We start from the raw sequence: 20,918 nt of genomic DNA, 5'->3' as shown, positions 1-20,918 counted from the left end.
CGCCCGTTTTTAGCTGTCAGTCCGATACGAGGAGAATCCACATGGCCCTGATTTCGCTGCGTCAATTGCTCGACCATGCCGCCGAGCACCAGTACGGCGTCCCCGCCTACAACGTCAACAACCTCGAGCAGATGCGCGCCATCATGGAGGCCGCCGACGAGACGGACTCCCCCGTGATCGTGCAGGCATCCGCCGGTGCGCGTAAGTATGCCGGCGCCCCCTTCCTGCGCCACCTGATCCTGGCCGCCATCGAGGAATGGCCGCACATCCCGGTGTGCATGCACCAGGACCATGGCACCTCCGCGGCCGTCTGCCAGCGTTCCATCCAGCTCGGCTTCTCGTCCGTGATGATGGACGGCTCGCTCGGCGAGGACGGCAAGACCCCGACCTCCTACGAGTACAATGTCGAGGTGACGCGTCGAGTCGTCGAAATGGCCCATGCCTGCGGCGTCTCGGTCGAGGGTGAGCTGGGTTGCTTGGGTTCGCTCGAGACCGGGCAAGCCGGCGAGGAAGACGGTATCGGTGCCGAAGGTATCCTGGACCACAGCCAGCTCCTGACCGATCCGGAAGAGGCCGCCGACTTCGTCAAGAAGACCAGCGTCGACGCACTCGCCATCGCCATCGGCACCTCGCACGGCGCCTACAAGTTCACCCGTCCGCCCACCGGCGACATCCTGGCCATCGAGCGCATCAAGGAGATCCATAAGCGCATCCCCAACACCCATCTGGTGATGCACGGCTCCTCCTCCGTCCCGCAGGATTGGTTGGCCATCATCAACCAGTACGGCGGCGACATGGGCGAGACCTACGGCGTGCCGGTCGAAGAGATCGTCGAGGGCATCAAGAACGGCGTTCGCAAGGTCAACATCGATACCGACCTGCGCATGTCCTCCACCGGCGCCATCCGCAAGTTCCTGGCCGAAAACCCCAAGGAATTCGATCCGCGCAAATACTTCATCGCCGCCACCAAGGCCATGAAAGGCATTTGCAAGGCGCGCTACGAGGCCTTCGGCACCGCCGGCAACGCAAGCAAGATCACGCCCATGTCGCTCGAGGCGATGACCGACCGGTACGCCAAGGGCGAGCTCGAGCCTAAGGTCAACTAAACCGCGTCTTCGTGTGATATGCGCTGTTTTCGCTTGATGCCCGGTCTCCGGGCATCGACAAGCGTCGGAGCTGACGCGGTTTAGGATGAGGCCGTAGGGTGGACAAGCGTAAGCGCAGTCCACCTGCGCCGGCGCAGGGATTCGGTGGACTTCGCTAGCGCTCGTCCACCCTACCTGCGGGATTTCATCGATGAAACCGCATGGCACACCGGACAGGTCTTAGGCGCCGATCCGAAGGCATGGAAGAAGACGAAGGGGCGCCCGGTGCGCCCCTTTTTTTCATTAGGCATCGCACCGTCGCCACGCCAGTGTATTGGTGGCTGAAAGCGGATAGCTGATCGCTATTCGCCGGCGCCAGCCCACCCACACGGAGACCGCATTGACCGACGACATCAAATTCCCCTGCCCCTGTTGCGGTTACCGTGTCCATGATCGCGAACCCGGCTTTCACCAGGTCTGCCCCATCTGCGGCTGGGAGGACGATCTAACCCAATTACGTTTTGCCCGGATGCCCGGCAGCAGCAACACCGTAAGCCTGGAAGAGGCCCAACAGAATTTTCGCGACTATGGCGCGTCCGAGCGCCGCAGCATCGGCAACACGCGCGACCCTGTCGAGGGCGAGACCATCGACGAAGGCTGGCGCCCCCTGGACCCCGCGCGTGACAATATCGAGCAGCCGGTCCGCGGCACAGCCTATGGCGACTCTTATCCCTGGCCGGACACCACCGTGCTCTATTACTGGCGCATGAGCTATTGGCGTCGGGTCGTAGGGTAATGCAACGCGCACGGATCCCGTGCCCTGTCGTTGATGCGAAACGCATGGCGGATATGATCCATCGCCTGCTCACCCTGTTGCTTGCCGTCGTCCTGCTCGTCGGCTGCAGCCGCCCACCCGAGATTCCGCGGTTATCGAGCGACGCGGTGATCCTGGCCTTCGGCGACAGCCTCACGCGCGGCACCGGCGCAGGCGACGGGGAGGGTTTTGCGGAGATCTTGGCGGTATCGAGCGGCCGCGACGTGGTGAACGCCGGCGTGCCGGGGGAGGAAAGCGACGCCGGTCTCGCTCGGCTGCCAGGGGTGCTCGACACCGTGCAACCGGACCTGGTCATCCTCGGTCATGGCGGCAACGACATGCTGCGCCGGCGCGACCTGGAGCAGACCAAGTCCAATCTTCGGCAGATGGTGATGCTCGCGCGAGAGCGGGGCGCATCGGTCGTATTGCTCGGCATCCCGAAGCCCGGGCTGTTCCTCGGTACCCACCCGCTCTATCGGGAGCTGGCGGACGAGCTTGCACTGCCGCTCGAAGACGCGGTGCTGGCCGATGTCCTCGCCGATCGCGAGCTGAAGGCCGATCAAATCCATCCGAACGCCGCCGGTTACCGCCAGGTCGCCGAAGCGATGCACCGACTCTTGACTGACGCCGGAGCGCTTTGAGTCAAATTCTTAAACGGCGCCAGCTCCGACGATCATCGAGTCAGCAGAATCCGATGCCATCTAAAAACATCACATACCGCACTGGGCGCGGCTTAAGGCGCGAGTCGCTCGATCCGCCAGGATCCGTCGCCCTCGCGGGTGTAGAGAAAGCGGTCGTGGAGTCGGCTTTCGCGCCCCTGCCAAAACTCGATCTTGCTCGGAACGATACGATAGCCGCCCCAAAAGTCCGGGAGCGGGATCTCGCCCTGTGCAAACCGTTGCTTCATCTCGGCGACCTTGGCCTCGAGCAACGACCTCGAGCTGATCACCTGACTCTGAGGAGAGGACCAAGCGCCGATCTGGCTGCCGCGCGGCCGCGTGGCGAAATAACGCAGCGATTCCGCTGTCGGAATGCGCTCGGCTCGCCCCGTGATCTGGACCTGCCGCGCCAGCGCCACCCAAGGAAAGAGCGCCGCAACCCTTGGGTTGCGGTCGATCTGCCGAGCCTTACGGCTCTCGAAGTTGGTGAAAAAAACGAACCCCTCGCGGTCGAAGAGCTTGAGCAACACGGTGCGGACATAGGGTTGACCCTCGTCATCCACCGTACAGAGGCTCATCGCGTTGGGTTCCGGCAGGGCCGTCTCGATGGCGGCGGTATACCAGTGTTCGAACAGTCGGATCGGATCCGGATCGAGGCTTCCCCGCGAAAGCCCCTCCTCCATCGCCCGGATCCTAAATGCATCAGCGCTCATTGAAAATTATCAAAAACAATAAACAAAATTAGGATAATTGCCTCGCCAAATGGTCGAAGCCCCGGTAGTTTCCTCTTTCAAGACCGAGTAGGACGGTCAAACATCCGCGATCCTGAAGGGGTACACCACTGATACCCGACAAGACGGCCTGCCCCGGGCAGCCCGAGCGGATCGGTAAAAAGACTTCATTGGAGCACCACCATGACCCGCCAAGAACAGATCCAAGCCCTGAAGCAAGATTGGGCCGAAAACCCCCGCTGGACCGACGTGACCCGCGGCTACTCCGCCGAGGACGTCGTGCGTCTGCGCGGCTCGGTCCAGCCCGAGCAGACCTATGCTAAACGCGGTGCCGAAAAGTTGTGGAAACTGGTGCACGGCGAGGCAAAGAAGGGCTACGTCAACTGCATGGGCGCGCTCACGGGCGGTCAGGCGATGCAGCAGGCAAAGGCCGGGATCGAGGCAATCTACCTGTCGGGCTGGCAGGTCGCCGCCGACGGCAACACCTCCGAGACCATGTATCCGGACCAGTCACTCTACGCCTATGACTCTGTCCCCACCATGGTGCGGCGTATCAACAACGCCTTCAAGCGCGCCGACGAAATCCAATGGTCGAAGGGCATCGAGCCGGGTGACCCGGGCTACATCGACTACTTCCTGCCGGTCGTCGCGGACGCCGAGGCCGGTTTCGGCGGCGTGCTCAACGCCTTCGAGCTGATGAAGAACATGATCGCCGCGGGCGCCTCGGGCGTCCATTTCGAAGACCAGCTCGCCGCGGTCAAGAAGTGCGGCCACATGGGCGGCAAGGTGCTGGTGCCGACCCGCGAAGCAGTGCAGAAGCTGGTTGCCGCGCGGCTCGCCGCCGACGTCATGGGTGTCCCGACCCTGCTCTTGGCCCGCACCGATGCCGAGGCCGCGAACCTGCTGACCTCCGATGTCGACGACAATGATCGTCCGTTCGTAAGCGGCGATCGCACGGACGACGGCTTCTATCGCGTGCGCAACGGCTTGGAGCAGGCGATCAGCCGCGGCCTGGCCTATGCGCCTTATGCCGACCTGGTCTGGTGTGAGACAGGCACGCCGGATCTGGGCTTCGCTCGCGAGTTCGCTCAAGCCGTCCTCGCACAGAACCCCAACAAACTGCTGGCCTACAACTGCTCGCCGTCCTTCAATTGGAAGAAGAACCTCGACGATGCCACCATCGCCAAGTTCCAGGACGAGCTCGCGGATATGGGCTACAAGTACCAGTTCATCACGCTGGCCGGCATCCATAGCATGTGGTTCAACATGTACGACCTCGCCTACGATTACGCCCGAGGCGAAGGCATGCGCCACTATGTCGAAAAGGTGCAGGCGCCGGAGTTCGCTGCGCGCGAGAAGGGCTATACCTTCGTGTCGCATCAACAGGAGGTCGGCGCCGGCTACTTCGACGACGTGACCACGACCATCCAAGGCGGCGCCTCCTCGGTGACGGCCTTGTCCGGTTCGACCGAAGAGGCCCAGTTCTGAAAATCCGCTGATCGCGCTTCGCGCCGACGCGAAGCGCGATCGCCCATCGGCCGGGTCTCCGGCCGGCCGCGTTCCGAGAACCGGCGGTGCATCGGCGCCGCCGGTTTTTTTGTTGTCGCGGTGCTCGCTTGTTCTCGGATCACTGTCGCCCTGAGGAGCCCCGTGATAGAGTGAGCAGCAGGAAACGATGACACTTTTCGTGTGCTCTCCTGCGAAGCTAGGGTCAATACCTCAACCTCTGCCGAATGATTCGCACAAAGGCGCAAAGATCGCCGATAGGACTGGTGGCGCTCGTTCTGGCACTGGTGCTGGCCCTGCACCTTGCCTATCAGCTTTCCCTCGGCATCCCCGCACGCGTCCGAATCGAGCAGGAAGCGGTCGCGCAGCGGCTGCTGCAACAGATCGCCTCCGCCATCTTGCAGGACCCATCGCGCGGCAACGAGCCGGCCGCGGCGTTCGTCCTCGGCGCATCCAGCGCACATCCGGGTCTCCTCGCACTCGGCCGACTCGATCAGGGTCGATCGACTCAGGGTGCCGGCGCGGAGCAGCCCGCAGACCCTTCAACGGCGATGACGATCGACGCGATACCGGCCGACATCGCGCGCGCAGCCGCCGCTTTGCCGATGCAGCCGCGCTTCGCGGTTGCACCTGAATCGGGCCGCCTGTTCGGCGCGATGAGTATCGGCAGGACGAGCAACGAGGATGGAGGGCGCGTCGATCCCGCCGCTCTCGCTCCGGAGCCCGTGATCTATGTGGTGATGGATCTGGCTGCGGCAGAGGATGCCGAGCGCCACCGACTCCTGTCCTGGGCGGGCGTGTGGCCTTGGGTCCTCGCAATCGGGCTCGCCCTCCTTCTGGCCCTGTCGACGAGCCGTTACGCAGCCACGAGGACATTGCCGCGATCCGGCTCGGGGATCCTTGCGGGCGGTGCGAACCCCGAAGCGGACTCAGAGATTCGCGCCGAGTCTGTCGAACCGCGCCTCGCCGAGGTCGAGCACATCCTCGACATCGCCGCCGTGATCCTGGTCGGTTTGGATCTCGATGGCCGTGTCCGGCTCATCAACCGCAAAGGCTGCGAGGTTCTGGGCCTCGACCGCGAGCAGATCGTCGGGCGTGATTGGGCGGAGTCCTTCGTACCCGAGCGCGAGCGCGAGCAGGCCCGCCGAATCCTTGCGCGTGTGACCTTGGAAAACGACGAGCCCTTGATCGCTGTCGAGGGTTCGGTCATCTGCGCGGATGGCTCGGAACGCCTGATCGAATGGAACAACAGCCGGATCCGCGACAGCGCGGGACAGCTGATCGGCGGACTCGGCTCGGGCACCGACATCACCGAACGCAAGCAGGCCGAGCGTGCGCTGTCGTATCTGGTCACGCTCGAGACCGTCTTGGTCGAGACCTCGCGGTCCTTGGTGGCTGCGCCTGCCGACGCGGTCGGCCCCTTGGTCGAGAATGCCCTGGGGACCGTCGCACGGCGCATGGGTGCGGAGCGGGCGTATGTCTTCGTGCTGAGCCGTGACGGCACAAGCATGCGCAACATGCAGGAATGGAGCGCAAGCGGTCTCGGCCTTGCGGGAGCAGGTGCGCCGCCGATGCCCACGTCGCTGATCCCGCGCTGGATGGAGACCCTGCAGCACGGCGACGACATCCGTATCGACGACGTCACCAAGCTCCCCGAGACCTGGCGTGTCGACCGCGAGCAGCTCGAGCAGCTCGAGGTGCGATCGGTGGCAGCCGTCGCCATTCGGGTGGCCGGTCGGATGGGCGGTTTCGTCGCGATGGAGATGTTGAGCGACACGCACAGCTGGCGCGACTCGGAGATTCGTGCACTCGGGTTTCTCGGCGATCTGATCGGCGGTGCCTTCGAGCGGCGGCGCAACGAGCAGAAGCTGCTCGACAGCAGACGCCGGCTCGAAGAGATCGCCCTCTACGATCCTTTGACGCGTCTGCCGAACCGGCGGCTCTTGGCCGAGCGTATGGACGAGGCGGTCGTGCGGGCCCGCGAGCAGGGTCTTTTGCTCGGGGTCTGTTATCTGGATCTCGACGGGTTCAAACCCATCAACGACACCCACGGGCACAAGATGGGCGACCGAGTGCTGGTGACGGTGGCGAGCCGATTGCGCGGCTGCGTGCGCGAGGACGACACGGTGGCCCGTCTCGGCGGAGACGAGTTCGTCCTGCTGATGAATCAAATGGAGTCGCTCTCGGACTGCGCCGCGCTGCTCGAGCGCGTACTCGCCTCGCTCGCCCAGCCGATTTTGATCGACGGTCATTCGCTCGCCGTCACCGGCAGCGCGGGCGTGACCCTCTTCCCGCAGGACGCAGGCGATGCGGACACCCTCCTGCGCCATGCCGACCACGCCATGTACCAGGCCAAACAACAGGGCCGCAATCGCTTTCAGTTCTTCCAGCCCGTCAAGGATCAGCCCGATCAGGCACACAAGCGCGAGCTCGTGCGCATCCGAGAGGCCATCGAAGGCGACGAGCTGCGGCTGCATGTGCAGCCGAGGGTCGATATGCGCTCGGGCCGCGTCGTGGGCGTCGAAGCACTCGTACGCTGGGAGCACCCGGAGCGTGGACTCTTGCCGCCGGGCGAGTTCCTACCCTTGATGGAGGGCGACGAGCTCCTTCACGACCTGGACTGGTGGGTGATGGATCGGGCGCTGCGATTGCTGGAAGACTGGCGCAGCGCCGGGCTGGATCTCACGATGAGTCTCAATCTCTCGGCCTGCTCGCTGCAGGACACCGGATTCGTCGCGGCCTTGCAGGAGATGCTCGCGCAGCATCCGAGCATCGACCCTGCGCATCTGCTGTTCGAGATCATCGAATCCGAGGCGTTACGCGACATCGAAACCACCGCCTCGGTCATCCGAGCATGCGCCGTGCTCGGCGTCCAGTTTGCGTTGGACGGCTTCGGCAACGGCTATGCGTCTTTGACCGATTTTCGCTGTCTTCCGGCCCAGGTGGTGAAGATCGATCAAACCGTGGTGCGCGACATCCTGCGCTCGCGCGACGGTCGCAACCTGGTGAAGGGCGTCATCGGGATCGCCAACGCCTTCCAACGCGAGGTGATCGCCGAGGGCGTGGAATCCGCCGCGCACGGCCTGCTGCTGATGGATCTGGGCTGCACCCTGGCGCAGGGCTACGGCATTGCAGACCCGATGGCTCCCGAGCAGCTCGCCTCCTGGATCAAGGGCTTTCGCCCGCCGCAACTCTGGACCGATCGCCCCGACGTGGACTGGACCACCGAGGACCTATCGCTCTTGAGCCTGGAGGCGATCCATCGCGACTGGGTCAATCGTCTCGTGCGCCATGTCTCGACCGATACCGCGGCAAGGCTGCCCGAGCTTCAACCCGAATTGTGCGACTTCGGGCGCTGGTACCTGGGAACCGGCACAACGCGTTACGGCGAGATGCCCAGCTTCCGATCGCTCGACGCCCTGCACCGGCAGATTCATTTGCACGCCGGGCAGCTGCTCGCGCTCGACCGCCTCGATCGCGAGGCGCTGACCGATCCGATCACGAAGCTGCTGGCGGAGCGCGACGACCTGGTCGCGGGCATCCGATCGCTTCAGGCTGAAGTCCTCGAGCACCCGTCGCAGGATGCGAACGTCTGAGCCGAAGCGTTAGCCTTGCTGCATGAGCGTGCGCAGGTCCATGAGCGCGGCATTCGCCTTCGCAATGTAAGAGGCCAACACGAGCGAGTGATTGGCCAGGATGCCGTAGCCATCGCCGTTGAGCACGATCGGACTACCCATGGGCTTGGTTGCACCCTTCAAATCCCGGATGATCTGCTGCAGCGAGACCTCTGCGCGTTTGGCCGCCAAGACACCCTCGAAGTCGCTCGCGATCGCCTGCATGAGGTGATAGAGCGCCCAACTGTAGCCGCGGGCGCAGTAATAAACGTTGTCGACCTGATGCCAGGGCGTCTGAATCGGAACCGGCTCCTCGTCGAGGAGCGCACCCTCGTCGCCGGCCCGCGGGATGCCGATCGCGGCGGCCAGGTCGCTGTCCGGGACACTGGAGCTCAGACGAACGCCGAAATGACCCAAGCGTTTCTCCACGACCGCGAGATAGGCCGCGAGGTTGTCTGCACGGGCGAAGAATTGCGCACGAGGTTGATCGCCCCCGCTCAGATCCGCCAAGAAGCGCTCGAGGGCTTCGATCCCAAGTTCATATTCCGTCTCGGCCGACGGAAGCATCCAGGATTTCGGGTCGATCGCGAAGCGCAAATCGGCTTCCTTGACGTCGGCATTTTCGAACGATTGACTCTGAGAGCGACTGAAATCATTCCGCAGCGCGCGCACGAAATCGCGGAGCGCCATCAGGTTTCCGCATTCCCAGCTTTGGGTGTTGTCGAGAAAGACGCCGGGCGGCAAGCGATCGTTGTACAGAAAGCCGCCGGGCTTCCTCAGGAGCGACTCGCCGATCCCGACCGCAACCTCAACCGAACGGGTGCCGGGAGTCCCATCCCCGGCCCGCTCCCCGAGCTCGGCCGCCGCCACCGCGGCACCGTCCAATGGTGTTGGATGAATGGACCAGTAAACACCCAGCGAGACCATGACGAGACCGGCGAGGCCGACCACCCCTAAGGTCGTACGCCAAGGGAACCGGCGCCGTACTGGTCCGGAGGCGGTGCTCGGCAATGGCGTGCCGGGCTCATGTCGCGGGGTCGATCGTGGATGATTCATCTGCATTTCCCGAGTCGATTCGATATGTCAGAACATTAACGAATACTAATATTTAAGACATTGAGGAATCGCAGATCCCCGCCTTAAGCATTGCGTTTCTCGACGTTCAGTTCTCGATCAGATAAACCTCGACACGGCGATTGCGCTGCCGCGCCTCGGCGGTTCCACTCTCATCGATCGGTTGAGCCTCCCCTATCCCGAAGATCTCGATGCGTTCAGCGTCGATGCCCATCGCAGCCAAGGCATCCTTGACCGACTGCGCACGTTCCCGGGAGAGCGCGAGGTTCTTCGCTGCGCTGCCGGAACGATCGGTATGACCCTCGACCCGCGCGCTCAGTTGTTCATGTCGCGCGAGAACCTCGGCAATGGCACCGAGGCTCTCGGGACGCTTCGATGAAAGCGCACTCCCGCCGACCGGAAAGCGCAGCTCCGACTCGGTCAGTGTTACTAAATAGCCGCGCTCGGTCGGTCGCGCGCCGAGACGCACAAGGTCATCCTGCAACGGACTCGCGGAGGATATGGCGTCTGCGGCGGCCGAGTCGCTTGCGGCTGCGACCCCGGTATCGGTGTCGGCGAGCATCTCGGCCAGGCGGTCTTGCTGCGCCTCGACCACGAGCGCGACCGCCGTCTGCTGCTCAGCCACCGCGACCAGCTCCCGCTCGAGATGCTGAATCTTGGCTTCCGCATCGCTCAAACGCGTATCCAGTGCATCCGTCTCCGCTCGAGCATCCATCCCGACGGGCGTCGCGATGGCGCTCTCCGACGCCCCGACGTCAGGGTTTACACGTGTTTCGGTCACCAACGGCTCGGTCACCAACGGCTGGGTCGGAGGCGGCTCGGCCGGCAGGGTCTGCGGCCCGCGCGAATAGGCCAACAGAAGTCCTGCCGAGAACGATAGAACTAGAAAAACAAAGGGATAGATGGATTTGGATTTCACCGTGGAGGTGACGTCGGACATGGTGGCTCCTCGAGTACAGAATCGGTTCAGCGGCTCGGCGACCGAGAGAGGGGTCTGCCGACTCGGGAAAGGGTCGTGGCATCGAGACGACGGATTCGCAAACGCGTCGTCCCGCATCTGCCGACGGCGTCAGTGACCGGAAACACAGATCCCGTTGCGCCGGACCGCGATGGCGGTGCGTGCGAGCAACAAGGTGACGATTCCGGTCAGCAGGGTCAGCAGACCGAGCCCGAGATAGCGGTAGATATCCTGCCCGGTGCGCTCGAACATCAAGAGACTCGCGATGCCGATCGCCGCCAGCGGGAAGGAGTAGGCCCACCATGAAAGGAAGAATCCGAGCTTCAGGAATCGGTTTGCCTGGGTGAACAGAAGCAAGGTCAAAAAGAGACCGATGAAGTAGAGCACGCGCGCAAAGGCATCGAGCTCTCCGATCAGTCGCGAATAGGCAATGAAGCCGACAGCAGGCGGAGCGATTAGAATGAAGAGCGTCGGCATCAAGCGCTCTTCGATCGGATGATGAAACAGCACCCGGTAAAAGATGATCGTCATCAGGATCAGCCAGAACAGCATTCCGGTACTGAAGAAGAACCAGGAAATGTCCTGATAACCCAAGGGGACTCCGGCCACCGGAACCAAGACGTTGCCGACCGCCGGAATGAACCAGGCCGGATTCATATGATGCACCTGAAAGTGCTCATGATGGATCCAAACATTCACGACATAGAGCGTGAAAACGAGATGAAGCGCCGTACCCGCCATCCAGAGCGCACGACTCACGTCACTCATCACCGGCAGAAAGGCGATAGAGAGCAAGAGCAAGCTAATCGAGATGGTCGGAAAGAAATTGAGCTTTACCGGATGTCGCAACTCTTGAATGACAGCCTGCCGGTACATGGCAAGCTTGGCCATATAGAGCAGCATCAAGACAATGAAGAGCGTGCTCGTCACGCCGATCAGCCAGGGGGTGATGCCCAAGTCGAGGGCGAGGACCGCCTGGGCCTTCTCCCAGCCGATGGTGAGGCCCGAAAGGCCCATCACCATCGCGAAGAAGGAGATCGGGAAGTGCTCGAGCCGCCCGGGCGTCTTGGTGGAAGTCTCCATGATGTACAGGCACCCTCCCTCAAAGAACCGACGGCATGGGCGCGAACAAGAGAACAGCGAGCATCGTCGTGGTCGCTAGCACCGGCGCCCACAACCAGTAAGGCGTCGCCGCTGTTGCGGTGCGTGTCGAGCGCGTAACGATCCGGGATTGCTGGGTCATGGTCTGGCTCCGATGGTATGTCGAGCAGGGTCGTCGAGCGCTTCGGTCTTCCCGACCGGGGCACCCGACCTCTGCTCGGAGAATGAGGTTGATGCGCAGTCTAGGCATCGCTGCGGTGGGATGCATTGACAAATCTCAGACTAGCCAGCTCGGGTTTATCCGGTGGCCCGCGTCCCACGGCGGCCCCGTCGCCGATTGTGAATCTTCAATGCGAAGCCGTGCATCAATCCATAGTCTCGCGGTCGGACTTCGCCGCGGTCGGGCCTCGCAACATTCCCGCACCGCGGCATCATCACCTCCCAAGACTCCGGAGCGACGCCAATGAAACAATCCCTTCTGCAAGAGAAATACCCCGTGTACAGCCTTGAGCTCCCCAAACCGGAAACGACGATGAAGGATGCCGAGGCCATTATCGAGTACCTGAAGGGCTGCATTGCGCGGCATAAGATCGCCGAATTGATCTCCACCTTCGATCACTATGCGCACACCCGAGCGCTTGAAGAAGGCGAGATCGCCGACGACATCCTCGCCGCGAAGCACGTCATCTTCTGCTTCGGAACCCACCTGAAGGACGCCCATGTGATGGCGGTACGGCCTCGCTCGATCGGTGTGGTCGAGAAGGCCGATCGGTTCGTCATTACCTTCCTCGAGGCCCCCATGCCCTTGGCGAACTCGGCAATGGAAGGCTGGGTCAAGGCGCTCGTGCGATCCCCCGAAAGCCTCCCCGCTTAAGGCAGGGTCGGCTGCGTCGCGCGTGCCGAGACTAGGTGCGCCGACGAGCCCTGCGGCGCAGAGGCGCAACGCCGGCGCAGGGCGCGCGATGCAGCGAAAAAACCGGGCGCGCTCGGTATATACTCGTGGCTCCGCCGACAGACCCGCCCACGACCGCCGATGCCGACTCAAACCCCGTCCGCGCCCCACAAGCCCGACTTCAAAACCGCTGACCTCTCCGATCGATACGACGAACGCGTCCGCATCTGCGACCCGATCTTTCGAGATTTCGGCGGTCAGGTCCGATTCTGCGGCCCGGTCGTGACCGTCAAGTGTTTCGAAGACAACTCTCCGGTAAAGTCGACCCTCGCCGAACCCGGCCACGGCCGCGTCCTGGTGGTCGATGCCGGCGGCTCGATGCGCTGCGCCATGCTCGGAGACCTGATTGCGGCGGGCGCGGTCGAGCAAGGCTGGGCCGGCGTCATCCTCTACGGGTGCATCCGGGACAGTCGCGACATCGCCGCCATGCCGCTGGGCGTCAAGGCATTGGGGACACATCCACGCAAGAGCCACAGGCGCGGTGAAGGTCAACGGGATATCCCGGTCACCTTCGCCGGTCTGCGCTTCACCCCGGGCGATGAGGTGTACTGCGACGAAGACGGCATCCTGGTGGCCGACGTGCCGTTGGATCTCGATTAAACCGCGTCCAGAGCGAGAGGCCGAGCTCCGAGTGAGTCCGCCGGTACGTGCACTCCCGAAGCCTGAGCGGGGACGCGGTTTAAGATTTTCATTTTTCATCATCATGGACCGCGCCAGCTCCGGCTCTCGTGGTTTCAACCGTGGCGGATCCAATCCAATCACTACGGATGCCGCTCCAGGCGCGGTTTAAGTCACTAAACCACCCGGCGGCGATCGATCCGGCAAGGTACAGCGAGGCAAGACCATGGCGTGGACCGAGGCGAAACAGATTGCCGAGGCGATCCTCGACGGATTCGGGCGTCACTACCGGCTCTTTCGCGAGATCACCGGCCGGGCGCGGGAACGCTTCGAGTCGGCGGATTGGCCGGCTGTTCAGGCCGCGGCGCGCGAGCGGATCAGCTATTACGACGAGCGGGTCGGCGAGACGGTCGCCCTGCTGCGCCGCGAGTTTCATCTGCGCGACCCCACAGACATCCTGTGGCGACGCGTCAAGATCGAGTACATGCGCCTCCTGCCGCTGCACCACCAACCCGAGCTCGCCGAGACCTATTACAACTCGGTGTTCTGCAGGCTCTTCGATCGGCGCTACTACAACAACAGCTATATCTTCGTCTGGCCGATGATCTCGACCGAACACCTCGAGGCCGAGATCCCGATCTTTCGACCCTACTACCCTGCGCGCGACGGTTTCGCGCGGGTGATCGCCCGCATCCTCGGCGACATGGGTTTTCAGCGCCCCTTCCGAAACCGCCGGCACGACATCCGCTGCCTGATGCGCGCCGTGCGGGACCGCTTCCCGCGCAGGCGCGCGCTGCACCAGAATTTTCAGCTCGCCGTCCTCTCCGAGCCCTTCTACCGCAACAAGGCCGCCTACATCATCGGCAAGGCCATTAACGGGGCGGACCAGATCCCGTTCGCGATCCCGATCCTCAACGACGAGGGACACGATGGCTCGCCCGGCGGACTCTATGTCGACACGCTGCTCTCGGGCGGGGACGAGATCTCGGATGTCTTCAGCTTCTCGCGCGCCTACTTCATGGTCGATACCGAGGTGCCGGCTGCGGTCGTCGATTTCCTGCGACCCTTGATGCCGCACAAGGGCAAGGCCGAGCTCTATACGGCCATCGGCCTACAGAAGTTCGGCAAGGCCGAGTTCTACCGCGACTTCCTCAAACATCTGAGGTATTCGGCCGACGATTTCGTGATCGCCCCCGGCATCCGCGGGATGGTGATGTGCGTCTTCACGCTCCCGTCGTTTCCCTTCGTCTTCAAGGTCATCAAGGACCGTTTCCCGCCACCGAAGGAGATGACGCGGGAGACCGTCAAGGAGAAATACCAGCTGGTGAAGCTGCATGATCGCGTCGGGCGGATGGCCGACTCCTGGGAGTACTCGCACGTCGCCTTTCCGCGCCACCGCTTCTCGGCTGCCCTCATCGAGATGTTGGAGAGCGACTGCGCAAAGAGTCTCGAGTCCGACGGCGATCAGCTCATCATCAAACATCTCTATATCGAGCGGCGCATGTCGCCGTTGAATCTCTATCTGCATACCGCCGACGACGACGACATCCGCCACGCGATCGGCGAATACGGCGATGCGATCAAGCAGCTCGCGGCAGCCAACATCTTCCCGGGTGATTTCCTGTTCAAGAACTTCGGGGTCACGCGTCAGGGTCGCGTCGTCTTCTACGACTACGACGAGCTGTGTTACCTGACGGAGTGCCGTTTTCGGGAGATCCCGCCCGCACCCTACCCCGAGATGGAGATGGCCGAGGAGGTCTGGTACAGCGCAGGGCCGAACGACGTCTTCCCCGAGGAGTTCGAGACCTTCCTCCTGACCGACCCGCGAATCCGCAAGGTCTTTCGCGAGCTGCACAGCGAGCTGTTCGACCCCGCCTGGTGGCAGGCCCGTCAGGAGCACATCCGGGCGGGGCATCTGGAAGATGTCTTCCCCTACGCAGAGGAGCGTCGTTTCGATCGCGCCGATCCGGTCGCATCCGATCACGACAGTTAGAAACATCGGCAATCGCCGACCATCTCGAGCGAAGGCGCCTCCGGCGCCCGAGCCGCATTAAAACAAGGGGAACCGTTGCGCGCACCTGCGCTCGGCAGCCTCGATGCACAGCACAGGAGACTGGAACGATGAAGACACCTCCCCTTGGGATCCATCGCATAATCTGGAGCCTGCTGCTGTTCGGCACGCTCGCCTCGGCCGCCGTCGACGGACCCGCAGAGCTGGCCCCCGGAATGCAGAACCCCGGCTATCACGAGCAACCCGACTGGTTCAAGGCGTCCTTTCTGGATCTTCGCGAGGATGTCGCCGAGGCCACCGCCCGGGACAAGCGCCTAGTGCTGTACTTTTACCAGGACGGCTGCCCCTATTGCGCCAAGCTGTTGCAGGAGAACCTCGGCGATCAGTCGATCGCCCGTCTGATGCAGGGCAGTTTCGACGTCGTCGCCATCAATCTCTGGGGTGACCGGGAGGTCACCGGCCTGTCCGGCGAGCTCACCACCGAGAAACAACTCGGCTCGGACCTCAAGGTCCAGTTCACGCCGACGATGCTGCTGCTCGACGAGGCCGGGCAGGTCGTTCTTCGGATCAACGGCTATTTCCCGCCCCATCGCTTCAAGGCCGCGCTCGACTATGTCGCCGAGCGGCGCGAGCAGGTCGGCGAGTCTTTCGCCGATTATGCCGCCGGACTCGAGTCGACCGAGGCCAAGGGCACCTTGCATAAACAAGGCGGCTTCTTGCAGGCCCCGTTCAGGCTCGCCGACAACCGCGATACATCCATGCGTCCTTTGGTGGTGATGTTCGAGCAGCCGACCTGCCGAGACTGCGACGAGCTGCACGAGGACATCCTCGAGCGCGAGCCGCTCGCCTACTCGCTGAGCGGCTTCGACGGGGCCATCCTGGATACCTATTCGCGCGACCCCGTGCAGACGGTCGACGGGCGCGAGATCCCGATCCGCGACTGGGCCGCGGAGCTCGGCATCAAGTACACGCCCAGCCTGGTCTTCTTCGATGCCGCCGGGCGCGAGGTCTTCCGCACCGAGGGCTACTTCAAGGCATTCCATATCCACGGCGCCTTGGACTACGTCGCAACGGGTGCCTACCTGTGGGAGCCGAGCTTCCAACGCTACCTTGCCGCGCGCCGCGAGGCGCTCGCCGCGTTTGGGATCGAGGTCGATCTAATGGATTAAAAACCATATCATTTTAACCTCAAGCGCGGCGCGTCGGTCTCCCGAGCCGGAAGAGCACAACGGTAGGGTGGACGAGCGCAGCGCAGTCCACCAGCGGCGGCGCTGGGTTCGGTGGACTGCGCTGCGCTCGTCCACCCTACGGGCCTCGCTCGTCCACCCTACGGCGCTTGTCCTAGCGCCCGCGCCCTCCGCCGCCCCCGCCGCCGCCTCCGGAGGAGCCGCCGCCACCTCCGCCCGAGCTGCTGCCGGGCGGCGTCGCGGATGAGGCGATCTGACGACTGAGGGTTTGGCCGAGCGACCGACTCACGCGAGAGAGATCCCCCGCGGTACCGCGGCCTCGATACCAGGATATGCCGCCTGCGGCGGCCGCCGCGGCGGCGGCGCCGACGGCAAGCGTGAACTTGCGGGTCCAGGCCTCTTCGACATCCAGCGCCAGGGCATAAGGCAACAGCGCCTCGTAGCGTTCGGCATCCAGCACGGGCGAAGCCTCGCTGCTCGGTCCGGGGAGCGCCTTCAACTCATCGCGCTCGGCGACACTCAGGTAGAGCTTGAGGCCCTCGATTCGGTCGAGCAGCGCTCTGCCCTCGGTGGTCGGGGCCTTCAGCAGCCAAGCAAAGAGGACATGCGCACCGATGGCAAGCCCGAACAAGACGAGCATGGCCGGGATTCCGTCTCCGCCCGCGACCATCCAGGCCAAACCGCCGTAGAGCACGGAGAAGGCGATCCCCAAGCCGAGCTTGCCGTCGTTGACGAGAAAAAAACGCGGGCTATAGAGCTGCGCGAGGCTCTGCGTGTGGCCCTTCTGCGCCGGCCCGACCCGATCCGCCTGCTTGTTGGTCAGTACCAGCTGATCGCCCTTGGCGAAGAGCAGCCGAAGCAAGGTCGCTTGACTCGCCGTGAGTGCGGCCGGGTCGGCGCCGTGCAAACGCTCGAGCCGCCATGCCTCGCGCCAACCGGCCTTTTCCTGATGGATCACCACATGGCCCTTCACCGCCGTCTCGACCAGATCGGCGGCAAAGCAACGGTGGTCGTAGCCCATCCGGCTCAGATACCGCAGACCCGCGGGTGAATGTCCATCCGGGGGACGGTAGTGCGGAAAGATCGGGCCGGCCTGCGGATCCCGCCCCACGCGCCACCAGGTGGTCCCGTAATAGGCAAGCAGCAGGATCAGCCCGACCAGGGCGACCAGCACGCCGCGATTGTCGTACAGGAGCCAGCCGAGACGCCGGGCATTGGTCGGCTCCGCGACCAGACCTTTCGGGAAGCCTGCAACGATCGTCAGACCCTCGCCGACACCGAGAGGGCGTGTCGTCGCGAAACGGATCTCGTCGGGCCCGACCACCTCGGCCACCAGATCTCGACCGACGGCACCCTGAGGACCCGTATAGCCCTCGGCCGTGATCTTCTCGATCGGAACCTCGGCGGGAAGCCGAACCGTGGCGCTCGCCGCGAGGATCGGAAAGATCCAACCGGTGCCGGTGACGTTCCAGTAGAGCTCGTCGTGCCCCTCGAAGAAACCGAGCTGACGGGTCGTGCGGTAGCGGATGCGATAGGTGTAGGTCGCCGGAACAGCGAGAAAATCATCGTTGCCGGTGTTGATCTCCACGCCGTTTGAGACGCGCTCGATGAAATTGGGCTCCGGCTCACCGTCGCGCTCCACACCGAGAAGCTCGAATCCGACGCGGACCTGGTTGCCGAGCCGGTCGCGATAACGAGTCGGAAACTCGCGCACGATGCCGCGGCGGATCTCGCTGCCCTCGGCGCGAATCGCGATCGTCTCGGTCACCTCGAGGCTGCCGTCGGACTGGATCGCAAGATCGCTGTGGAAGGAGAGGATCTCCTCGGCTGCACCTGCCTGAGCGCCGACGCCGAGGAGGAGCAGAAACACGAGGCCGAGGAGCCATCCACCCCCGGAACCCGCGCATCGATGCCGGATCGTGAAGGAGATGCACCCGGCAGACGGGTCGGGGCGGCGGTCGATCCTGCTCATGCTTCGGCCTCGAGTCGGGGTGCCGCACGCTCGGACTCGCGTGCCAGATAGTATTCGGCCGACGCGAATCCGAACAGCCGGGCGAGCAGCAGATCCGGCACCTTCTGAACCCCGTCGTTCAACTCGCGCACCGCACCGTTGTAGAAGCGGCGGGCGTATTGGAGATGCTCCTCGACATCGACGAGATCGCGTTGAAGGCGCAGGAAATTCTCGCTCGCCTTCAGATCCGGATAGGCCTCCTCGAGCAGCATCAGCCGACCGACCGACTGCTCGAGGGCCGCCTCGAGGGTCGCCAGCTCGGCGGGACTTCGCGTCTCGAGGGCACGGGAGCGCAGCGCCGCGACGGCCTCGAAGAGTGTCTTCTCATGCGTCGCATAGCCGCGCACCGCCTCGACCAACATGGGGATCAGGTCGTGCCGCCGAGTGAGCTGAACATCGATATCGCTCCAGGCCGCGCGCACGCGATTGCGCAGGCGCACCAGGCGATTGAAGACCCAAATACCCCAACCCAGCGGGATCAGGAGGAGCGCCGCAAACCCGTAAACCATGTACCGAGTCCCCTTCCGAGCGATGCCGACGATGTTCCTTCCGTGACAAGAATCACGGCCGACCGCTCGCGCCCAGCTCGAACATCGGCTTGCTCTCGGGACCGACCTCGTGAAGGGCCGGGTTGAGGCGCTTCAGGTCGAGCGTCGGCTTGACCTTAAGCGACAACAACGACGGATCCAAGTATTTCTTCATGAGGCGCCGTGCCTTGCCGAGATCGCGTGTCCCGCGCAACGCGCGCACCTGGTTCAAGGCCACCTGAGTCGGCGCAGTGCCGCCGTTGCGGCGGTAATAGGTGATCACCGCCTCGGTGTAGTTGAGCGTCTCGAGATAGGTCACCTGACTGTTGGTGCGATCGACCACGCCCTCGCCCGCGTTGTAGGCCATGATGACCCGACCGTAGTCGTTGTTGTATTTGCGCAGGAGGCGCTTGAGGTGACGTGTGCCGGTATCGAGGTTGATCTTGGGGTCGAAGAGATCGGCGACCGAGGTCACCCCGTAGTCCGCTGCCGTCGGGGGCATCAACTGCATCAGCCCGACCGCGCCCGCGCGGGACACGGCGTGGGCGTTGTAGTTCGACTCCGCCGCGACGACCGCGCGCACCAATTCATCCTCGACACCGTGTCGCCGGGCGACCGCCGGAATCATGGCGATGACCTCCGCGCGGCTCGGACGCGGCCCGTTCGGCGCCGCCGGCAATGCCGGCTTGGCGGGAGCAGCCTTGGCGGACTTGAGTGCGTCGGCATCGATCTTGGTTGATTGCGTCCCGGACTGCGGCGTCTCGGCGCCCTCCGTCGAGGTCGATTGACCCGCCACGCTGCCCCAAGAGACGAGCGGCATAAAGGCCAGCGCCAGAAACGCCAGGCGTCGGACCCGCTTTGGATCGGCACCGAAGGATGTCATGACCCCTCCACCACTGAGGTTGGCAAGGCGGCGCCCGTCGAACCGGAGTGAGCAACCCGGGACGCATGACCCGCAGGACGGAGCCGGTGTACCAGAAAGGGCTCCAGAAGATCCGCCACCTCCGCAATGCCGGTCGGCTCCACGGCAGGCGGTCGATCGGCGGTGCACAACGCCTGGATGGCCTCGGCGAGGTGTCCCGCCAGAAGATCCTCCCGCGTGATCTCGCGCGTCGGCATCCGCTCTGCCAGCCAGGGTATCAAGGCGGCTTCCTCCGGCCAATCGCCGCGCTTGACGTAGAGCACGGGGATCCGATTGACGGCGGCCTCGGCATAGCTGCCGTAGCCGGGCTTGCACAGCATGAGATCGCAGGAGGACATGACGTCGTCCGGCACCCGCAGTCCAAGCGAAGAAATCCCGGTCGCATCGCGCCTCTGACCGCCGGGAAGATCTTGAGCCAACCAATGGACTTGGTCCTGCTCGGGCCACATCGCGAGCGGATCGAACCCCTGGAATCCACCGAATTGAATCAGGGCGAAGGGGCGATCGGGGGGCACGCCGCAGCGTGCGCGCAACGCATCCCGACGATCCGGATAACGGCTCGCGATGGGGCCGACATCGATCGCATTCGGCAGCCAGGACATAGCCATCGAGGGGGCCGGTCGGATGAAGAGCTCGGCCGCGGCATAGACCGCCCGCATCCGCGCCATCACAGGTGCGGGGACCTGATCGGCCACCGGACTCTCGCGCAGGATGTCGTACCAGTTGAGCGAGCACAGCGCCACGGCCGGGATGCCCGCCCGCCGCGCCGCATCGAGCGGCAGCCAGGGCACATCGGCCAAGACCAGGTCAGGCGCCGCACGGCGCAACAGTGAGGTCTCGCGCTCGAGTCGCCGTTCGTAGTCGGCCTCGAAATCCGCATATCGGATCAGGCTTTCCGACCAGCGGGTGCCGAGAGGACCGTCCATGAGCAGACCGATATCCGTCCCCTCCTGGATCTGCGTAAACCCGGGCGGCAGTCGGCTGCGCGCCAAGCCCGGATTAATGTCGCTCTGCAGGGTGATCCGCAGACCGGGAAAACGCCGCGCCAGCTCATGGACCACCGGAGCCGCCTGCGCCAGATGCCCGTACCCGTGGGCGGTTACGGCAAGGAAAAGGTGGGACATGACAGCGCCTCCGGTTCGCTTCGG

The 20,918-nt window shown here is 63.9% G+C and carries 18 protein-coding genes; 9 read left to right on the top strand and 9 right to left on the bottom strand.

What is annotated here, in order from left to right; translation table 11 throughout:
- Window positions 1-41: 41 nt before the first annotated feature.
- The 3 genes from fba to THIMADRAFT_RS06140 all read left to right on the top strand — a co-directional run bounded on the left by fba (window position 42) and on the right by THIMADRAFT_RS06140 (window position 2,540).
- Entirely contained in the window at window positions 42-1,106 is a 1,065-nt protein-coding gene (gene fba / locus THIMADRAFT_RS06150) for a class II fructose-bisphosphate aldolase (protein WP_007192120.1), read from the top strand.
- Between the two features lie 379 nt (window positions 1,107-1,485).
- Entirely contained in the window at window positions 1,486-1,881 is a 396-nt protein-coding gene (locus THIMADRAFT_RS06145) for a CPCC family cysteine-rich protein (RefSeq protein WP_007192119.1), read from the top strand.
- A gap of 44 nt (window positions 1,882-1,925) precedes the next feature.
- Window positions 1,926-2,540 (top strand): arylesterase, encoded by a 615-nt coding sequence (locus THIMADRAFT_RS06140; protein WP_233490193.1) that lies wholly within the window; start codon window positions 1,926-1,928, stop codon window positions 2,538-2,540.
- Window positions 2,541-2,632: 92 nt separating this feature from the next.
- On the opposite strand, the gene pdxH is transcribed toward THIMADRAFT_RS06140, so the two are convergent.
- Window positions 2,633-3,271, bottom strand: a complete 639-nt coding sequence (gene pdxH / locus THIMADRAFT_RS06135) for a pyridoxamine 5'-phosphate oxidase (RefSeq protein WP_050799490.1) — start codon at window positions 3,269-3,271, stop codon at window positions 2,633-2,635.
- A gap of 201 nt (window positions 3,272-3,472) precedes the next feature.
- Between pdxH and aceA the strand changes: the two genes are divergently transcribed.
- Window positions 3,473-4,777: an isocitrate lyase gene (gene aceA / locus THIMADRAFT_RS06130; RefSeq protein ID WP_007192116.1), complete on the top strand. Its 1,305-nt coding sequence runs from the start codon at window positions 3,473-3,475 to the stop codon at window positions 4,775-4,777.
- A gap of 284 nt (window positions 4,778-5,061) precedes the next feature.
- Window positions 5,062-8,391: an EAL domain-containing protein gene (locus THIMADRAFT_RS24470; protein ID WP_050799489.1), complete on the top strand. Its 3,330-nt coding sequence runs from the start codon at window positions 5,062-5,064 to the stop codon at window positions 8,389-8,391.
- 9 nt (window positions 8,392-8,400) lie between these two features.
- Here the strand turns inward: THIMADRAFT_RS24470 and THIMADRAFT_RS06120 are convergent, their stop codons facing one another.
- The 4 genes from THIMADRAFT_RS06120 to THIMADRAFT_RS26995 all read right to left on the bottom strand — a co-directional run bounded on the left by THIMADRAFT_RS06120 (window position 8,401) and on the right by THIMADRAFT_RS26995 (window position 11,684).
- Window positions 8,401-9,465: a DUF2333 family protein gene (locus tag THIMADRAFT_RS06120; protein ID WP_007192114.1), complete on the bottom strand. Its 1,065-nt coding sequence runs from the start codon at window positions 9,463-9,465 to the stop codon at window positions 8,401-8,403.
- A gap of 106 nt (window positions 9,466-9,571) precedes the next feature.
- Window positions 9,572-10,423: an OmpA family protein gene (locus tag THIMADRAFT_RS24465; protein ID WP_007192113.1), complete on the bottom strand. Its 852-nt coding sequence runs from the start codon at window positions 10,421-10,423 to the stop codon at window positions 9,572-9,574.
- A gap of 129 nt (window positions 10,424-10,552) precedes the next feature.
- Window positions 10,553-11,524 (bottom strand): SLAC1 anion channel family protein, encoded by a 972-nt coding sequence (locus THIMADRAFT_RS06110; protein WP_007192112.1) that lies wholly within the window; start codon window positions 11,522-11,524, stop codon window positions 10,553-10,555.
- A 19-nt stretch (window positions 11,525-11,543) separates the two neighbouring features.
- Window positions 11,544-11,684, bottom strand: a complete 141-nt coding sequence (locus THIMADRAFT_RS26995; protein ID WP_007192111.1) for a hypothetical protein — start codon at window positions 11,682-11,684, stop codon at window positions 11,544-11,546.
- A gap of 321 nt (window positions 11,685-12,005) precedes the next feature.
- On the opposite strand from THIMADRAFT_RS26995, the gene THIMADRAFT_RS06105 reads away from it, so the two are divergent.
- The 4 genes from THIMADRAFT_RS06105 to THIMADRAFT_RS06090 all read left to right on the top strand — a co-directional run bounded on the left by THIMADRAFT_RS06105 (window position 12,006) and on the right by THIMADRAFT_RS06090 (window position 16,292).
- Window positions 12,006-12,416 (top strand): DUF6858 family protein, encoded by a 411-nt coding sequence (locus tag THIMADRAFT_RS06105; RefSeq protein ID WP_007192110.1) that lies wholly within the window; start codon window positions 12,006-12,008, stop codon window positions 12,414-12,416.
- A 159-nt stretch (window positions 12,417-12,575) separates the two neighbouring features.
- Window positions 12,576-13,094 (top strand): ribonuclease E activity regulator RraA, encoded by a 519-nt coding sequence (gene rraA, locus THIMADRAFT_RS06100; protein WP_007192109.1) that lies wholly within the window; start codon window positions 12,576-12,578, stop codon window positions 13,092-13,094.
- A gap of 244 nt (window positions 13,095-13,338) precedes the next feature.
- Window positions 13,339-15,105 carry a bifunctional isocitrate dehydrogenase kinase/phosphatase gene (aceK, locus tag THIMADRAFT_RS06095; RefSeq protein ID WP_007192108.1) on the top strand — a complete coding sequence of 589 codons (1,767 nt, stop codon included), beginning with the start codon at window positions 13,339-13,341 and terminating at the stop codon, window positions 15,103-15,105.
- 128 nt (window positions 15,106-15,233) lie between these two features.
- Window positions 15,234-16,292, top strand: a complete 1,059-nt coding sequence (locus THIMADRAFT_RS06090; RefSeq protein WP_007192107.1) for a thioredoxin family protein — start codon at window positions 15,234-15,236, stop codon at window positions 16,290-16,292.
- A 172-nt stretch (window positions 16,293-16,464) separates the two neighbouring features.
- On the opposite strand, the gene THIMADRAFT_RS06085 is transcribed toward THIMADRAFT_RS06090, so the two are convergent.
- The 4 genes from THIMADRAFT_RS06085 to THIMADRAFT_RS06070 are packed head-to-tail and all read right to left on the bottom strand — an operon-like array spanning window position 16,465 to window position 20,894.
- Entirely contained in the window at window positions 16,465-18,282 is a 1,818-nt protein-coding gene (locus THIMADRAFT_RS06085) for a DUF2207 domain-containing protein (RefSeq protein WP_007192106.1), read from the bottom strand.
- Window positions 18,279-18,830 (bottom strand): LemA family protein, encoded by a 552-nt coding sequence (locus THIMADRAFT_RS06080; RefSeq protein WP_007192105.1) that lies wholly within the window; start codon window positions 18,828-18,830, stop codon window positions 18,279-18,281. Before THIMADRAFT_RS06080 ends, THIMADRAFT_RS06085 begins: the two co-directional genes overlap by 4 nt.
- 52 nt (window positions 18,831-18,882) lie before the next feature.
- Window positions 18,883-19,731 carry a lytic transglycosylase domain-containing protein gene (locus THIMADRAFT_RS06075; RefSeq protein ID WP_007192104.1) on the bottom strand — a complete coding sequence of 283 codons (849 nt, stop codon included), beginning with the start codon at window positions 19,729-19,731 and terminating at the stop codon, window positions 18,883-18,885.
- Entirely contained in the window at window positions 19,728-20,894 is a 1,167-nt protein-coding gene (locus tag THIMADRAFT_RS06070) for a glycosyltransferase family protein (protein ID WP_007192103.1), read from the bottom strand. Before THIMADRAFT_RS06070 ends, THIMADRAFT_RS06075 begins: the two co-directional genes overlap by 4 nt.
- Window positions 20,895-20,918 lie beyond the last annotated feature (24 nt).

This window comes from Thiocapsa marina 5811 (assembly GCF_000223985.1).
GTDB lineage: Bacteria > Pseudomonadota > Gammaproteobacteria > Chromatiales > Chromatiaceae > Thiocapsa > Thiocapsa marina.
This window is presented reverse-complemented; position numbering and strand designations above follow the sequence as displayed.

Bases quoted from the DNA above. Each gene is read 5' to 3' on its own strand.
- rraA (WP_007192109.1), top strand. From the start codon at position 12,576: ATGCCGACTCAAACCCCGTCCGCGCCCCACAAGCCCGACTTCAAAACC.
- THIMADRAFT_RS26995 (WP_007192111.1), bottom strand. From the start codon at position 11,684: ATGACCCAGCAATCCCGGATCGTTACGCGCTCGACACGCACCGCAACA.
- THIMADRAFT_RS06110 (WP_007192112.1), bottom strand. From the start codon at position 11,524: ATGGAGACTTCCACCAAGACGCCCGGGCGGCTCGAGCACTTCCCGATC.
- THIMADRAFT_RS06090 (WP_007192107.1), top strand. From the start codon at position 15,234: ATGAAGACACCTCCCCTTGGGATCCATCGCATAATCTGGAGCCTGCTG.
- aceA (WP_007192116.1), top strand. From the start codon at position 3,473: ATGACCCGCCAAGAACAGATCCAAGCCCTGAAGCAAGATTGGGCCGAA.
- fba (WP_007192120.1), top strand. From the start codon at position 42: ATGGCCCTGATTTCGCTGCGTCAATTGCTCGACCATGCCGCCGAGCAC.
- THIMADRAFT_RS06070 (WP_007192103.1), bottom strand. From the start codon at position 20,894: ATGTCCCACCTTTTCCTTGCCGTAACCGCCCACGGGTACGGGCATCTG.
- THIMADRAFT_RS06120 (WP_007192114.1), bottom strand. From the start codon at position 9,465: ATGAATCATCCACGATCGACCCCGCGACATGAGCCCGGCACGCCATTG.
- pdxH (WP_050799490.1), bottom strand. From the start codon at position 3,271: ATGAGCGCTGATGCATTTAGGATCCGGGCGATGGAGGAGGGGCTTTCG.
- THIMADRAFT_RS06085 (WP_007192106.1), bottom strand. From the start codon at position 18,282: ATGAGCAGGATCGACCGCCGCCCCGACCCGTCTGCCGGGTGCATCTCC.
- THIMADRAFT_RS06140 (WP_233490193.1), top strand. From the start codon at position 1,926: ATGGCGGATATGATCCATCGCCTGCTCACCCTGTTGCTTGCCGTCGTC.
- THIMADRAFT_RS06075 (WP_007192104.1), bottom strand. From the start codon at position 19,731: ATGACATCCTTCGGTGCCGATCCAAAGCGGGTCCGACGCCTGGCGTTT.
- THIMADRAFT_RS06080 (WP_007192105.1), bottom strand. From the start codon at position 18,830: ATGGTTTACGGGTTTGCGGCGCTCCTCCTGATCCCGCTGGGTTGGGGT.
- THIMADRAFT_RS24465 (WP_007192113.1), bottom strand. From the start codon at position 10,423: ATGTCCGACGTCACCTCCACGGTGAAATCCAAATCCATCTATCCCTTT.
- aceK (WP_007192108.1), top strand. From the start codon at position 13,339: ATGGCGTGGACCGAGGCGAAACAGATTGCCGAGGCGATCCTCGACGGA.
- THIMADRAFT_RS06105 (WP_007192110.1), top strand. From the start codon at position 12,006: ATGAAACAATCCCTTCTGCAAGAGAAATACCCCGTGTACAGCCTTGAG.